Raw genomic sequence first — 14,795 nt, 5'->3', positions numbered from 1 at the left:
ACCATGACCGGTACCGTGCTGCTGGAGCTGAGCGGCGTCGGCAAGTCCTTCGGCACCATCACCGCCCTGGCCGGCGTGGACCTGGCGGTCGGCGCGGGCGAGGTCACCTGCATCCTGGGCGACAACGGGGCGGGCAAGTCCACCCTGATCAAGATCCTCGCCGGGCTGCACGCCCCGACCGCCGGGGAGTACCGGGTGGACGGGGAGCCGGTGTCCTTCTCCTCGCCCCGCGACGCGCTGGACCGCGGCATCGCCACCGTCTACCAGGACCTGGCGCTGGCCCCGCTGATGCCGGTGTGGCGGAACTTCTTCCTCGGCTCGGAGATGCGCAAGGGGCGGGGTCCGCTCTCCCGCCTCGACGTGCGGGCGATGCGCCGCATCGCCGACGAGGAGCTGAAGAAGATGGGCATCGACCTGCCCGACATCGACGCCCCCGTGGCCAACCTGTCCGGCGGCCAGAAGCAGGTCGTGGCGATCGCCCGCGCCGTGTACTTCGGTGCCCGCGTGCTGATCCTGGACGAGCCCACCGCCGCGCTCGGCGTCAAGCAGTCGGGGGTGGTGCTGAAGTACATCACGGCTGCCCGGGACGCCGGGCTGGGCGTCGTCTTCATCACCCACAACCCGCACCACGCCTACATGGTCGGCGACCGCTTCGTCGTCCTGCGGCTGGGCGAGGCGGAGCTGGACGCCCCGCGCTCGGCCCTCGGCCTGGAGGACCTGACCCACCACATGGCGGGCGGGGCCGAGCTGGACGCCTTGGAGCACGAGCTGTCCCGGGGCGGGGGAGGCCCGGAGCCGTTCAGAGCCGGTCGACCTCGGTGAGGTCGATGTCGATCGGGAAGGGCCTGCCGAGCTTCAGCCGGTCGTGGTGGATGCCGGTCAGCGCGTACGAGGATGCGGACGGGTCGAGCTCGTAGACGTAGACGACGGGGCGCTCTTCGTCCGCCTCCACGCGCCAGAAGTGCCGGATGCCGGCCTGGGCGTAGAGCTGCGGCTTGCGTTCCCGGTCCCGGACCCGCGATTCGGGGGAGACCACCTCGACCACCAGCTCCAACGACTCGGGGGGGAACGACGTCTGCTCCCCGCCTGTGACCGCCGAGGCATGGACGACCATGACGTCGGGTTCAGGTCTCTGGCGGGGCCCGAGCGTGGTCGTCATCTCACGGCGGACCCTCAGGTGGTCCGGAGCGCATGCCCGCAGTGCCGCGACGAGGAGGTCCATCATGAGCGTGTGGAAGCTCTTCTGCGGACTCACGAGAACGAGGCTCCCGTCGATGAGCTCGGTGTGCGGAGGGAGGTCGGGAAGTCTGTCGAGGTCTTCGGCGTGGAACCCGTCCGAAGGCGGAATCATCCACTCGGGGACCGGCTGGGCGCACACGGCCGCCACCTCCTTAGCCATCGGCCTGGGAGTACAGGTTAGCCGCAGAGCGGCCCAGGCGCTCGGTGCCACCGCACGCTCTGGGCCACTCGTGGGGTCCCTCTCTACCTCGGCTCCCCGTTCTCCAGGTGCAGGCGGTCTCCCTCCCAGGTGCGGCGGAGCCACCGGTCGTGGCTGGCGACCGCCACCGCGCCCGGGGCCGTCTTCAGGGCCTCCTCCAATTCCTCGCTCAGTGCCAGCGAGATGTGGTTGGTCGGCTCGTCCAGCAGCAGCACGTGCGGGGCCGCGGCCACCATCAGGGCCAGGGCGAGCCTGCGCCGCTGGCCCACGCTCAGCTCGCCGACGGGACGGCGGACGTCGCGGCGGGCCATCAGCCCCAGCTCGTCCAGCGACGGCGCGTCCGCGCCCTTCAGGACGCCTTGGTCCGCCAGCCGGCCGACCGCCGCGGTGTAGATCTCCTGCGGGGTGCGCTCCGGGTCGGGGAACTCCACGTCCTGTTCCAGCAGCGCCACCCGGGCGCCGCCGTGGACGTGCACCTCGCCCGACGCAGGGGCGACCTTTCCGGCCAGGACGAGGAGCAGGGTCGACTTCCCGGCGCCGTTGGGACCCGTGACCAGGAGCCGCCCGTTCGACAGCAGGTCGAGGCGGTCGAGGCTCAGCCGGCCGGGGACCTCCAGCCCGCGCGCGCTTAGCGCCGGGCCCCCGCCGGCGGTCGCACCGCCGGTGAGCGTCCCTGAGAACGCCAAGGGCTTGGGAGGCCTGCGCACCTGGGTGCCCTCCAGCTCGTCGAGGCGCCGCTGGGCGTTGCGCACTCGGCGTGACAGCTGCTTCTGCACACGCGCGCCCTTGAAGTCGTAGAGCATCTTGCTGTTATTGCCCAAGGGGCGTCCCGGAGCGACCTGGCGTGCGGTCACGTCCACCGACACCCGCAGGGCGCGCAGCTCCTCCTGCTCGTCCCGGAAGCGCTGCTCCCAGCGCTGGCGGGCCTTGCGCTTCTCCTCCAGGTAATAGGTGTAGGCGCCTCCGTAATAGGTGGGCCCCCGGTCCGAGGAGGGGTCCAGGTCGAGCAGGCCGGTGCACACCGCGTCCAGGAAGGCGCGGTCGTGGCTGGCCAGCACCACTACTCCGGGGAGCTTCGACACGTACTCCTCCAGGAAGGCCACCGCGTCGTCGTCCAGGTGGTTGGTCGGCTCGTCCAGGAGCAGCGCGCGCGGGCGCCGGATCAGCAGCGCGGCCAAGGCCAGTCGGCGGCGCTGTCCGCCGGACATGGCCGACACCGGGCGGTCGGACTCCACCTGTGCGAGCCCCAGCCCGGAGAGCACCTGCCCGGCCCGGCGGTCGGCCTCCCACACGTCCAGGGCCTCCGCGCGCTCCAGCGCCTCCGCGTAGGCGCGCTGGGACGCCGCGCTCCCGTCCTCCAGGGCCTCCGCCCGGGCGGTCAGCTCCCGCTCGGCCGCGCGCGGCTCGGACAGGGCCTCCTCGACCGCCGCCCCCAGCGTGGTGTCCTCGCAGAAGGGCGGCTCCTGGGTGAGGTAGCCGGTCTCGGGAGGCCGTGAGACGGCCCCGGCGTCGGGGTCGGTGGCCCCGGCCAGCAGCGACAGCAGGGTCGACTTGCCGGCGCCGTTCTCGCCGACCAGGCCGAGGCGCTGCCCCGGGGCGACGTCGAGCCACAGCCCGTCCAGGACGGCGCGGGCGCCGTAGGCCTTGGACAGGTCGCGGGCGCTCAGCAGTGGTGTCGGCCCTTCGGCCACGCCCCCTTCAGCGGGGGACCGGTGGCCGCCGAGTCGCGGTTCGGTCGTACGAGAGGTCAAACGCCACCTCCGAAAGGGTTCGGGGCGGGCCGTGACGCCGGCGTCAGGGTGCCCGAAAGCGGGCCCGGGCGCAGAGAAGTGCGCCGGACACCGTCGTCGAGACCACGCCGGATGCAGGAATCACCGGACAGGAAAGCGCCGGGAGGGGGTCTGCTCCAGCCTCTGCGGGCGAGCTTCCGCTGCTCCCGGCGCGTGGTCTCGACGATCAGATGCGCACGGATACGACGCTACTCGCGCCCCCGCCCCGGGGCAACGGGTTTTCCGGCGGGCTGCGCGGCGCCCCGCCGGATGGCAGGCTGCAAGGGAGCCCACCGCCCGCAGGCGCACCGACCCCGGAGGAGCGAGAGCCATGGCCTGGCCTCCCACGGACCCGCTCGGCAGGATCCTCACGGACCTGGCCGGAGCCAAGGTCATCGAGTACCACGGCACCGAGCGCACCGACAGCGGCCGGCTGCACCGGATCACCACGGCGCACGGCTACGAGATCGCGCTGGCCGATGACGAGGTGCTGCCGTTCGCGGTGGGGGCGGGCGCCGCCGACTTCAACCGCACCCACGCCTACACCCTGGCGGCCGAGCTGGTGGACGAGGCGGTCTACCAGCGCTGGCAGAGCGGCCCCGAGCAGGACTGAGCACCCGCCCCGGAAAACCGAACCCGGTTCTAGTCCCCGCGGGGGCGGGTCTGTAGGGTTCCTCACATGGATCTCAACGGAATTTCCGCCGTCGTCACGGGCGGCGCGAGCGGGCTGGGTGAAGCGACCGTCCGGCAGCTGGCCGAGGCCGGGGCGACCGTGGTGGTGGCCGATCTCAACGCCGATCGCGGCGAGGCCGTCGCCAAGGAGGTCGGGGGGCGCTTCGTGGCCACCGACGTCTCCGACGAGGACCAGGTGAAGGCGGCCGTGCAGGCCGCGGTCGACACCGGGCGCCCGCTGCGCGCGGCGGTGGCCTGCGCCGGGATCGGCTGGGCGACCCGCACGGTGAACCGCGAGGGGCAGCCGCACGACCTGGCCAGCTACAAGAAGGTCATCGAGGTCAACCTCATCGGCACCTTCAACCTGCTGCGCCTGGCGGCGGCGGCGATGAGCGAGACCGAGCCGGTCGGCGAGGACGGCGAGCGCGGGGCCATCGTGAACACGGCCTCCCTCGCCGGCATCGAGGGCCAGATCGGGCAGATCGCCTACTCCTCCTCCAAGGGCGGCGTCATCGGCATGACGCTGCCGGCCGCGCGGGACCTGGCGGCGATCGGCGTCACCGTGAACACGGTCGCCCCCGGCATCCTGGACACCCCCATCTACGGGCAGGGCCCCGAGTCCGAGGCCTTCAAGGAGCGCCTGGCCGCGCCGGTGCCCTTCCCCAAGCGCCTGGGCACCGCCGATGAGTTCGGCCGCCTGGTGCGCTCGCTCCTGGAGATCAGCTACATCAACGGCGAGGTCGTGCGCATCGACGGCGGCCTGCGCATGCCGCCGAAGTAGGAGGGCGCATGGCAGCGGAAGAGGGGACCGGCCCCGAGGTCCGGTTCGAGGCGGCCGACGGGGTCGCCGTGATCACAATCGACCGGCCCAAGGCCAAGAACGCGGTGAACGCCGCGGTGGCCCAGGGCATCGCCGAGGCGCTCGACGAGCTGGACTCCCGCAAGGACCTGACGGTCGGGATCCTGACCGGCGCGGGCGGCACCTTCTGCTCGGGCATGGACCTCAAGGCGTTCATGAAGGGCGAGGTGCCGGTGGTGGAGGGGCGCGGCTTCGCGGGCTTCGCCCAGCGCCCGCCGCGCAAGCCGCTCATCGCCGCGGTGGAGGGCTACGCCCTGGCCGGGGGGTTCGAGGCGGTCCTTGCCTGCGACCTGGTGGTGGCGGCCGAGGACGCGCAGTTCGGCATCCCCGAGGCCAAGCGGGGACTGGTGGCCGCCGGCGGCGGGCTGCTCCGGCTGCACCGGCGCATCCCCCGCAACATCGCCATGGAGTTCGCGCTGACCGGCGACTTCGTCGGCGCCCCGCGCATGGGCGAGCTCGGCCTGGTGAACACGGTCGCGCCGAGCGGCGGCGCCCTGGAGGGCGCCCGCGCGCTGGCGGCGCGCATCGCCGCCAACGCGCCGATGGCGGTGGCCGTGTCCAAGGAGGTGATCACGGCCTCCGACGACTGGTCCACCGAGGAGATGTGGACCCGCCAGGACGCGATCACCGGCCCGGTGTTCGTCAGCCACGACGCCATGGAGGGCGCCGCGGCCTTCGCCGAGAAGCGCAAGCCGGACTGGAAGGGCGAGTGACGGTCGGATAGCACTGTGGAGCACGGGATCCGCGCCTGAAGAGCAGAGAGGTTCCGCCGAGACGGCGCCAATGGGCCGCACCGCGAGACGGGTGCGGCCCACCTTTCGTGCGCTTCCTAGCCGTGACCAGGCAAGAGTCGCGAATCGTGCATGTCTGGTAAACCTACTCCCTCCGGGTGGCATCCTACGTATGACGCTGGGGAAACGTTCGGTCCGTGTGGACTGGGCTCCGGAAGTGGGAGGGAGCGCCGAGTCACTCACGTGTGGCGGCAGCAGGGGGCGATGACCCCAGGTAACACGGAGAGGAACGAGGCGTGTCTCGTTGTGTGCGGTTTGGTTACATTGATCCATTACCGTTGATCCGGGATGTGAGCCGCCCATCCTGTCCCGTCGTGTCCTGCGGTGGAGTGCTGCCGCTCCCGGTGAAGAAGTACGTGCCCCAGGGCGGTCTGTTGCTTCGTGTGATCGACGAGGAGTGTGACCATCCTGGCGGCCGCCAGGTGGAGGGGTGATTCGCCGCATGAGGATCCTTCGGGACATCTTTGTCGGTGCGCGGCGCTTGCGCAGGCGGAGGTCGTCCCGGAGCGGCGGGTGGGTCGAGTGGGCAGGCGCCGGGGGCGCTCCCCTATCGCCGTCATCGCACTTCACAACCGCACAGGGTGGGTCGCTCCTTGTATCCAATTGAAAACGGAGATCGATGAAATGACATCAAATGGATTTACACTCGCGGATGTTCGCGAACGAACATATAAGCGTCGGGATTCCTGGTGGACGGTGTACCTGGTTGATCCTCTCGCTTCCCGCATGGTCAGAGCTGTGGCGAACCGGAGTTCCATCACCCCTGACCATTTGACGATCGGAGCGCTGCTCCTCGGGCTGGGGGCGGCGTGGTCGTTCAGTCGGGGGGACTCGATCGGCCTAGTGGTTGGCGCCGTGGTCTTCCACGTCAGTTTTCTGCTGGACTGTATGGATGGTAAAATTGCTCGGCTCAAGGGCAATGGAACTGTCTTCGGTTCGTGGCTGGATTACGTTTTTGATCGTGTTCGCGTCCTGATCTGTACCATCGGACTGATGTGGGGACAGTACGCGTCCACGGGCGACGCGGTGTTCGTGTGGTTCGCACTTGCCGTCGTCTTCACGGACATGTTCCGTTATCTGAACTCGCCTCAGATGGCGAAGGTCCGCAAGAAGATGCGCCGCTCTCAGAAGTCGCGTATCAAGTATGCGCTCATGGAGTTGGGGGTCGAGGAGAGCCGGATTCAGCAAGCCATTGGAGAAAAGCGTTTCAGCGAGCTCTGTCCGCGAATTGTGGCGGATGTCGACGCTGGTGGCGATGGTGATGGCGAGGCCGAAGGAAGAGATATCGAAGAGCACCAGGAGCAGGCTCGTAAGCAGTACCCTTCCGGTAGCCTCGCAGAGCGGTTCGTCTTCTATGCCCGGTTCCGAGAATTCCTGCTTCGTCATCGCGTCCGCCCGCATTTGTTCAGCGGTATCGAGTTCCAGATGGGCGTCTTTATCGTCGCTCCCCTGGTGGGGACGCTCTTCCCTGTGGCAATGCTCTGGATCATCGGTGCGTCGTGTGCCGGCCTCCTGCTCTTCGAAGCCTTCATCGTGACGAGGCTCTGGCAGGCTACCCGTAGGTATGAACGGGAGAAGAGAGCCCTGGACGAACTCATCATGAACGCCCCTGTGCCGACAGCGGAGGAGGCCGGGCGCTGATCGGAGTCCCACCGCAGCGGGGGGAGCCCGTCAGTATCCGGGGCGTGATCGTGCGAGTCTAGGCGTTCGCCTGCGATTGTCTCTATCGCTGAAATGCTGCGAGCGTCGGCGACGCCGCCCGCTCCTCTCCGCGGCAGCAGACGACACAGGCATATACGGAAACGCTGAGGTGTGGAGCGTCGCGAATGGTGATGGCCGCGCGCGTTCCTCCAGCAGCCCGGCTAGAGCTTCAAGGGTCTGTGCAGAACCTTCTTCGACCCATAGCCGTCTTGGCCTGAGCAGAAGCGTGCATGCCCGTGAAGCCAGGGCCGTTGTCGACGCACTATTCTGGCACCCGACCGCTCTACTCGACGGGCCTCCTGCCTCCCGCGTCACCGCCCTCTCAGAACGCCGCATCTCGAGGACGTCTGAAACGGGTCAGGGCGTCCCCGGCACATCGACCATGATGTGGTGCTTGTTCTCCGCCCCCTTCTTGGCGCCGTCGTATCCGTGCTCCCCGCCACGGTCGGCGGCCCGCACGCTCGGGGAGCCGATGGCGTCGGCCGAGGGCTCCGGATCGCGCCCGAGGCGCAATTGTTCGCGTCCGCGCAGGTGGTACAGGATCTGCTCCCTGCGGCCCGGGATCCTCCACAGCCTCCAGTGGTGGTAGAGCGTCTTCCAGGGCAGCAGGTCGTGAGGCAGCGGCCTCCAGGCGCACCCCGGCCTGACCCAGCAGGCCAGGGCGCCTGCGATGCAACGGCGCTCGTGCACCGGCGGGCGCCCGCCGGGCTTGGGGCCGGGGACCAGCGGGGCCATCAGTTGCTGGAGCTCGGTCACATCGAGGGACGTCCCGGGGGCCGGCCGATGGGCGGCAGACGCGGCTGGCCCCAGGGGAGGCCCAGGAGAATGCAGGATCCGAGCCGGTCATCCCTAAATCTGTCAGTCAGGCGTTCAGCGGTTCGCCGGAGGTACTCGGCAATGTAGGCCAATATTTTCTGGTGTGCGATGGCCTGCATGGATGCAGTGCCTCCGGAGGAAGTCACGGCCTCCACTTGCGTGGCCGGTCGATCGCGTGGCACGATATTTCGCAGCACCACAAGTGTGCCCAAGGCTCGGCGCCGCGCCGGGCCTTTTTTGTTGCCCTGGTCTCCTCCGCTCTTTCAGGGGGCGCATCCGACCACGGCCCCTCTTCGCGGAGGGGGCGCGTCTCATCAGCCGTCCGGACGGTCCGGGCGGCTTTTCTTATGGCCGAGGGCGGGGGGACGGAGAGGAGGACTATGGCGACGGCGGCCCAGTTGGATCTGGGCATCGACTTCGAAGCGGTGGGCGCGCAGGCGGGCGACGCGATCAAGAAGGGCTTGGAGAAGTTCTTCGAGAACGCCCAGATCACGGTGGGCGAGACGATCGGGGAGAGCTTGGGGGCCGGCCTTGAGGCCGGGTTCCAGGCCGGCCTCGAACGGCTTCCGGGGGCGGCCGACAAGGCCTTCGGGGCGGTGGGCAAGGCCCTGGACACCCTGGAGGACCGCGGGGCGATCGCCGCGAAGCTGCGGGACGGCCTGTCGAGCGGGGCCCAAGGGCTCGTCAGCGGACTGAAGGCGGCCCCGGGGGCGGTCAAGGGCGTTCCCGGCAGGATCGGCGCGGTGTTCTCGGGCGGGCTCCCCACGATCGGCCTGGAGCAGGGGAAAGCGCTGGGCAACCAGTTGGTGTCCGGGGCGGCGGTCAACGTCGCGGACGGCCTGGACGCCATCCCCAAGGCGCTGGGCGGGATCGGCACCAAGGCGCAGGCGTTCCTCGCCCCCGCGATCTCCGAGGCCGGGAAGGTGACCGGCCAGCAGGCGGGGGAGAAGCTCGCGGAAGAGGCCAATTCGGCCATCGAGAGCGGCCTGGAGAATGCGCCGCCGATCGTTCAGGCGATCGGTGGGAAGGTCGGTGAGGCGCTCACCGAGCACTTGCCGGAGGCCGGTGCCCAGGCCGGACAGATCCTCGCGGACAAGAGCTTCGAATTCTTCTCCGCGCGCGCTCAGAAGCGGTTCACTAAGGCGACGGAGAAACTCAACAACTTCACGACACGGCTGCGGGGCTTCGGCCAGGACGTCGGCAAGTCCGGCGGCGCCATGAAGAAGATGGGCCGCGCGGTCGTGAGCTATGGCAAGAGCACCAAGATCGCCTCGGTCGGGCAGAAGGCGCTCAACGTCGCGATGAAGGCCAATCCCATCGGACTGATCGTGACGGCGCTCACCGCCCTCGTGGCCGGTCTGGTCTACGCCTACAACAACAGCGAGACGTTCCGCGAGATCGTCCAGGCCGCGTTCGCGAAGGTCAAGGAGATCGCGGCCGGGGTCATGGAGTTCTTCACCGAGACCCTTCCCGCGATGTGGGACGTGCTCAAGGAGAAGGCCCAGGCCTTCTGGGACGGGCTGGTCGCGCTGATCCAGACCGCGTGGGAATGGATCAAGGAGCTCATCGCCAACCACCCGTTCGTCCTGCTGTTCACCCACTGGGAGCTGATCAAGGAGTTCATCGCCACGACCTGGGAGACCATCAAGGAGCTCACCGGGCAGGCGTGGCAGTTCCTCATCGGCCTCATCAGCAGCGCGGGGGAGACGATCGCGGGCTTCCTCACCGGGCTCTGGGAGCGGATCACCACCGCGTTCTCCACCGCCTGGCAGTGGATCAAGGAGACCGTCGGCGCCGGGGTGGAATGGGTGGTCGCCAAGGTCACCGGGTTCCGCGACCGGGCGGTGGCACTCTTCACGGCCGTGCGGGACCGGATCGCCGGGATCGTGTCCTCCGTCAAGGAGCGGATCACGTCCGCGTTCGGCCGGGCCAAGGACCTGGCCGTGGCGGCGTTCCAGCGGATGAAGGACGGCGTCAGCGGGAAGATCGGCGCGCTCATGGACTTCGTCCGGGGCATCCCTGGCAAGGTCAAGGGGGCGTTCTCCAACGCCAAGGACTTCCTCCTCCAGGCCGGCAAGAACATCATCAACGGCCTGATCGACGGCATCGGAGCGATGTGGGGGAGCCTGAAGAGCAAACTCGGCGAGGTCACGGACGTCATCCCGGACTGGAAGGGCCCGCGCCGGGTCGACATGGCGCTGCTCAAGCCCAACGGCCGGATGATCATGGACGGCCTCATGGACGGCCTCGACGACCGCCTGCCCCGGCTGCAGTCGCAGCTGTCGGGGATCACGGGCGACATCTCGGCCGGCGTCGCGCCGGTCCCCCCGTCCCCGGAGGTCGTCCGGCACGCGTGGGCCCAGAGGTCCGCGCCCGCCGCGGCGCGCCCGGGGCCCGCGGTCAACATCGAGCGGTTCGAGGCGACGGAGCGCATGTCGCCGCACCAGGTGGGCGAGCGGCTGATGTTCCTCGCCCGTTCGAGGGGGATGTGATGGCCCAGATCGCCGAAGGACAGATCCACTGGGACGGGAACCCGCTGTTCGACGGCCGGGTCCTCGCGCTCACCGAGATCGAGGGCTGGGACGACCTGCCCGACGTGGACTCGGGCAACGTCTCCCGGTCCTCGCGGCACGGCGCCTGGGCGGGGCGCTCTCTGGCCCAGCAGCGCACCGTCACCGCCACGGGCGTCGTGGTCGCGGGCGGGGGGCTGCACCGCCTGGACGACCACCTCGACCGCATCCGGCGGGCGACGGCGGTGCGGGACGACGCCCGCGAGCGTCCGCTGACCGCCCGCATCGGCGGCCGCACCCTGACCGCCTACGGGCAGGTGGCGGCGCGGTCCATCCCCGGAGGGGCCGCTTACCAGGCGGGGCGGCCGGTGGTCTCCCTGCAGTGGACGTGCGCGGACCCGCGCCGGTACGGGCGTGAGCGCACCGCGGTCGTCAAAGCGCCGGTGAGCATCGCGGGCGGACTGGAGTATCCCCTCGACTACCCGCTCGACTACGGTGCGGCGGCTGCAGGGGGTGCGGTGACCGTTCTCAACGCCGGCGACGCGGTCGCGCACCCGCGCATCGACATCAGCGGTCCCTGCGACCGCCCGCGCGTGGTGAACGCGGATTCCGGGCACGTGATGGAGTTCGCCATCGCCCTCACGGCAGGGGACGTCCTGACCGTGGACTGCGAGGCCGGGACGGTGCTTCTCAACGGCGCCGACCGCTTCTACACGCTCACCCCGCGCTCGGTCCCGCCGGAGGCGTGGACCGTCCCGCCAGGCCGGTCCGCGATCACCTTCCGCGGCGTCCCGGCGGGCCCGGAGGCCCGCCTGCGGATCGGTTGGCGGGACGCCTACATGTAGGCCCCGGCCGGAGAACGTATTTCACCGCCGTATTCGGGTCCGCTGGTCGGGCGGTCCGTACATCGATCCCCCCCCCGAAGTGCGACGGGGATGTGCGCCTGCTCCGAAGGCGTCTGAGAGAAAGAGGAGAGAATGACGATTCGTGCACTTGCTCTGACATCGGGAGAAACCGGGCTGGAGGACCACAGGCTGCTGATCGGTGCGCTGCTCGGGGCCACCGACGGTCAGTGGCCGCTCGACAGACGTGGGGGGATCTTCTACGCCCCTGGCGCCGCTGACCTCGCTGGCGAGGGGATGACGGCCCGCATCGCCCCGTTCGCCGCCGTCGTTCCTGGAGGCAGCTCCCCGCTGCAGGGCGCCTACGTCGTCGTCAACACCGACACCGTCGAGGTCGTGATCGATGATGGTGATGGCGACGGCACGCGTACCGACGTCATCGGCGTCGTCGTCAATGACGACCGCTTTGACGAATCCGGGAATACCGACGCTGCCGTGAGGGTCATCGACGAGGCGGTTGATGCCTCGTTCATCCCGCTCCACGCGGTGGACATCCCTCAGGGGGCGAGCGCCGGAACCGGCGGCATTCCCTGGGGAAGCGCGGTTCAGGACATGAGGACGTACACGGCTACGGCCGGTGGTGTCGTGGCGGTGCCGGATCTGGCAGCACGTGCGAGGCTCGACAGCGTTCCGGAGGGGATGCTCGTTCATGTCAATTCCGTCGGCGACCTCTACCAGCGAAATGGTGGGGATTGGAGAGGGGTAGTCGGGGCAGAGGCGAGGCGTGCGCTGCTGCAGGAGCTTGATGAGCGTTACCTAGGGCGTCCGGGGGAATGGCGAAGGGTCGAGATGACCGAGGGTGTTACACACAAACCTGATGACCCGGTCGAGATGCGTGCAACTCCGCAAGGTCTAGTGTTCATGCGGGGGACATTTGTGGTCGACGACGATAGGGAGGTCAATGCAAGCAAGATCGCCAGAGCTCCGAGTGGCTTTGAGCCCCCGGCGCTTGTCCGGTGGTCCACGGCATCCGGGCAGAATCGCGATGCGGGATTCAACTCCTCCCGGCTGGAAGTCAGGAGTGATGGGGATATCTATGCCTATAACCTCTACGACACGGGGTGGATCAGTGCGGACAACCTTGTTTACTGGGCGTCGTGATGACGGTTTATAGGTACCAGTTCTGCGACCTTCTCACCGACCGCCCCGTCGCCGAGCTCGACCTCTCCGGGGTCTCCTTCGACCGGAGGATCGGCCAGCCTGGTTCCTTCTCAGCGTCGTTTCCGATTACCAACCCCGACTCGGCCGAACTCGCGGCAAAGGTCGCCGGCCGGTACGACGGGCGCCTGCGCCGCGGCCCCGGGCGGACCATCGTGCACGTATGGCGGGGATCGGAGATCTGGGGCTCGTACATCATCTGGTCCGCCGAACCGTCCTGCGATGAACGTGGCAGGATCTCTCTGTCGCTCGACGGCGCTTCTCTCGAGAGCTACCTCTACCACCGGGAGATCCGCGAGGACCTGGAGTTCCGCAACGCCGACCAGCTCGACATCGCACGCGGACTCGCGGCCCACATGGAGCGCGAGCGCCCGATCGGACTGGAGCTCAGCGGGCCGGAGATCTCCGGCGTGTACCGCACCCGGCGCTACCGCTCGTCAGAGGCCGCGACCTACGGCGAGCGGCTGGAGGAGCTCGCCGAGGTCGTCGACGGCCCCGAGTGGATGATCCGCACCCGCCCCGAGCGGGACAGGAGGGTCCGGGAGTTCGTGGTGGACCTGCGCATGGGGCAGGACATCACCGAGCACGTCTTCGCCCAGCCGGGCAACGTCCTCTCGTGGTCGTACCCGGCGGATGCCGGCGACACGGCGACGTCGTGGCGTGCGCGGGGCGACACCCCCAACGACGACCTCAGTGAGGAATCCGAGCCGTCGCTCTCGGACACCTGGGAGGACCCCGCCTACCGGAAGGCGGGGTGGCCTCTGCTGGAGCGCACCGTCGACTACCAAGGCATCACTGACACCGATGTCTTGGACGACTACGCGCGCTGGCGGGCGAGCCGGACGCTCGGCGCGTCCCGGTTCCCGCAGGTGACCGTGCGCCTCGGTGAGGACACCTCCTTCTCCCCGGCGAACCTCGGTGACCGGGCCCGGCTCACGCTCGTCAACGACTGGTTCCCCCTGGTACGGGGGCGCCCGTCGTTCTCCAAGAGCTGGCGGGTCATCGGAATCGAGGTGACGCCGGTGTCTCGGGACGACGGGCAGGAGGCGGCGACGCTGATCTTCCAAGAGGAGACGGAGGCCGACCCCGAGCGGTTCGAGTCCGAGGACTCCGGGGCGACAGCCGTACTGAGCCCGGTGCATCCGGAGGCGGCCTGATGTCCCCCGCGTACCCGCCTGACTGGGAGAGGTCATGGAAGGACATCCGACGCCGCGCCCGCCAGGCCTATACGGCAGCGCAGTCCCGGGTCCGGTTCGCTGCCATCAAGGCGGCCAGGATCTTCGTGACCGGAGGCGGGGCGCTCACGGTCGAGGCTGAGCGCACAGGCAGTCGGACGCTGCATGTGGGCGCCGATGACGAGGGCGGTGGTTCGCGGTTGTGGTTGGGCCGTCCTAAGGACGGATCGGCGGTGTTGGACCTGCGTGAGCAGGAGGGCGAGACCGGTCAGTGGGCACTGCGCGACCAGGAGGGCAATGCCGTGGTGGCCGAGGGGCCCACGGGAGTCGGGCTGGCTCGGCCTGTCATGCCGGTCGTGACCCACTGGGTCGACGGCCTCGTGCAGACATGGCCGGCCACGGAATCCCGATCGTGGGAGCCGATACTCGCAGCCTGGGCGATCTTCCAACACACCGTGGTCACCTTCTACTTCCAGGCGGCTGCGCTGACCGGTGACTGCCAGATCCGGTTGCGTATGGACGGAGACACCATCGGTACCCGAACCATCAAGGCGCGGGTTCCGGCGGAAACGGTGACGGAACGCTTCGTCGTCGACGGGAGGCCTTTCCTGAACCGGGAAGGCCCGGTGCCGGTCGTGCTCGAGGGCCGGGTGGTCGGCGAGAACGCCGGGTTGTACGCGATCCACTTCTACAACGAGGGTGCCGGTTCGGTTCCTGAAGCGGAGCCGCCGGCGTGACCAGGCCGCTGACCGTGCGGGTGGGACCGATTCCAGAACATCTGCGGCAATACAGGCAATACATAGGGCGAGGGGCGGCGCACCGGCGCCGCCCCTCGCGCCGTCCTGCCCCTGACCCAGAGGTTGCAGGACGGGGATGAATGAAAGGAGAGCGTAATGCCCCTCCCCGCCTACCCTCCGGACTGGGGTACCTCATGGACGAGCCTCCAACGCCGCGTGCGAAAGGCCTACACGGCGGCGCAGTCGCGGGTTCGGTTCGCCGCCATT

Annotated in this window: 13 protein-coding genes; 10 read left to right on the top strand and 3 right to left on the bottom strand. The window is 69.2% G+C overall.

Features of this window, described 5'->3' with window-relative positions; genetic code table 11:
* Positions 1 to 3 precede the first annotated feature (3 nt).
* Positions 4 to 822 (top strand): ATP-binding cassette domain-containing protein, encoded by an 819-nt coding sequence (locus tag C892_RS0103785; RefSeq protein ID WP_017556138.1) that lies wholly within the window; start codon positions 4 to 6, stop codon positions 820 to 822.
* Here C892_RS0103785 and C892_RS0103780 read toward each other — a convergent pair.
* Together C892_RS0103780 and C892_RS0103775 are read right to left on the bottom strand one after the other, a co-directional pair.
* The gene (locus tag C892_RS0103780; RefSeq protein WP_017556137.1) at positions 800 to 1,378 is read right to left on the bottom strand and encodes a Uma2 family endonuclease; all 579 of its coding nucleotides are present in this window, start codon (positions 1,376 to 1,378) and stop codon (positions 800 to 802) included. The genes C892_RS0103785 and C892_RS0103780 overlap by 23 nt on opposite strands.
* Before the next feature lie 104 nt (positions 1,379 to 1,482).
* Positions 1,483 to 3,129 carry an ABC-F family ATP-binding cassette domain-containing protein gene (locus C892_RS0103775; protein ID WP_017556136.1) on the bottom strand — a complete coding sequence of 549 codons (1,647 nt, stop codon included), beginning with the start codon at positions 3,127 to 3,129 and terminating at the stop codon, positions 1,483 to 1,485.
* A gap of 409 nt (positions 3,130 to 3,538) precedes the next feature.
* Here C892_RS0103775 and C892_RS0103770 point away from each other — a divergent pair, with 409 nt between their 5' ends.
* The 4 genes from C892_RS0103770 to C892_RS0103755 all read left to right on the top strand — a co-directional run bounded on the left by C892_RS0103770 (position 3,539) and on the right by C892_RS0103755 (position 7,170).
* The gene (locus C892_RS0103770; RefSeq protein WP_017538728.1) at positions 3,539 to 3,820 is read left to right on the top strand and encodes a hypothetical protein; all 282 of its coding nucleotides are present in this window, start codon (positions 3,539 to 3,541) and stop codon (positions 3,818 to 3,820) included.
* Between the two features lie 66 nt (positions 3,821 to 3,886).
* Entirely contained in the window at positions 3,887 to 4,660 is a 774-nt protein-coding gene (locus C892_RS0103765) for an SDR family NAD(P)-dependent oxidoreductase (protein ID WP_017538729.1), read from the top strand.
* Positions 4,661 to 4,668: 8 nt separating this feature from the next.
* The gene (locus C892_RS0103760; protein WP_017538730.1) at positions 4,669 to 5,451 is read left to right on the top strand and encodes a crotonase/enoyl-CoA hydratase family protein; all 783 of its coding nucleotides are present in this window, start codon (positions 4,669 to 4,671) and stop codon (positions 5,449 to 5,451) included.
* Between the two features lie 774 nt (positions 5,452 to 6,225).
* A complete protein-coding gene (locus tag C892_RS0103755; RefSeq protein ID WP_017556135.1) occupies positions 6,226 to 7,170 on the top strand; it encodes a CDP-alcohol phosphatidyltransferase family protein in 945 nt (314 codons plus the stop codon).
* A 417-nt stretch (positions 7,171 to 7,587) separates the two neighbouring features.
* Here the strand turns inward: C892_RS0103755 and C892_RS28550 are convergent, their stop codons facing one another.
* Positions 7,588 to 7,986 carry a transposase gene (locus C892_RS28550; RefSeq protein WP_017556134.1) on the bottom strand — a complete coding sequence of 133 codons (399 nt, stop codon included), beginning with the start codon at positions 7,984 to 7,986 and terminating at the stop codon, positions 7,588 to 7,590.
* A gap of 440 nt (positions 7,987 to 8,426) precedes the next feature.
* Between C892_RS28550 and C892_RS28545 the strand changes: the two genes are divergently transcribed.
* The 5 genes from C892_RS28545 (at position 8,427) to C892_RS0103725 (ending at position 14,528) form a co-directional block, all read left to right on the top strand.
* Positions 8,427 to 10,538 carry a phage tail protein gene (locus C892_RS28545; protein ID WP_017556133.1) on the top strand — a complete coding sequence of 704 codons (2,112 nt, stop codon included), beginning with the start codon at positions 8,427 to 8,429 and terminating at the stop codon, positions 10,536 to 10,538.
* Positions 10,538 to 11,401, top strand: coding sequence for a phage distal tail protein (locus tag C892_RS0103740; RefSeq protein ID WP_017556132.1), 864 nt, complete (start codon positions 10,538 to 10,540; stop codon positions 11,399 to 11,401). Before C892_RS28545 ends, C892_RS0103740 begins: the two co-directional genes overlap by 1 nt.
* 132 nt (positions 11,402 to 11,533) lie before the next feature.
* Complete coding sequence (locus C892_RS29905) at positions 11,534 to 12,559, top strand: hypothetical protein (RefSeq protein ID WP_017556131.1); 1,026 nt, start codon at positions 11,534 to 11,536, stop codon at positions 12,557 to 12,559.
* A complete protein-coding gene (locus tag C892_RS0103730) occupies positions 12,559 to 13,773 on the top strand; it encodes a hypothetical protein (protein ID WP_017556130.1) in 1,215 nt (404 codons plus the stop codon). The genes C892_RS29905 and C892_RS0103730 overlap by 1 nt, the downstream gene beginning before the upstream one ends.
* Positions 13,773 to 14,528, top strand: coding sequence for a hypothetical protein (locus C892_RS0103725; RefSeq protein WP_017556129.1), 756 nt, complete (start codon positions 13,773 to 13,775; stop codon positions 14,526 to 14,528). Before C892_RS0103730 ends, C892_RS0103725 begins: the two co-directional genes overlap by 1 nt.
* Positions 14,529 to 14,795 lie beyond the last annotated feature (267 nt).

This window comes from Nocardiopsis baichengensis YIM 90130 (genome assembly GCF_000341205.1).
In the GTDB taxonomy this organism is placed as follows: domain Bacteria; phylum Actinomycetota; class Actinomycetes; order Streptosporangiales; family Streptosporangiaceae; genus Nocardiopsis_A; species Nocardiopsis_A halophila.
The sequence above is the reverse complement of the archived record's forward strand: the minus strand, read 5'-3'. Positions and strand labels throughout refer to the sequence as shown.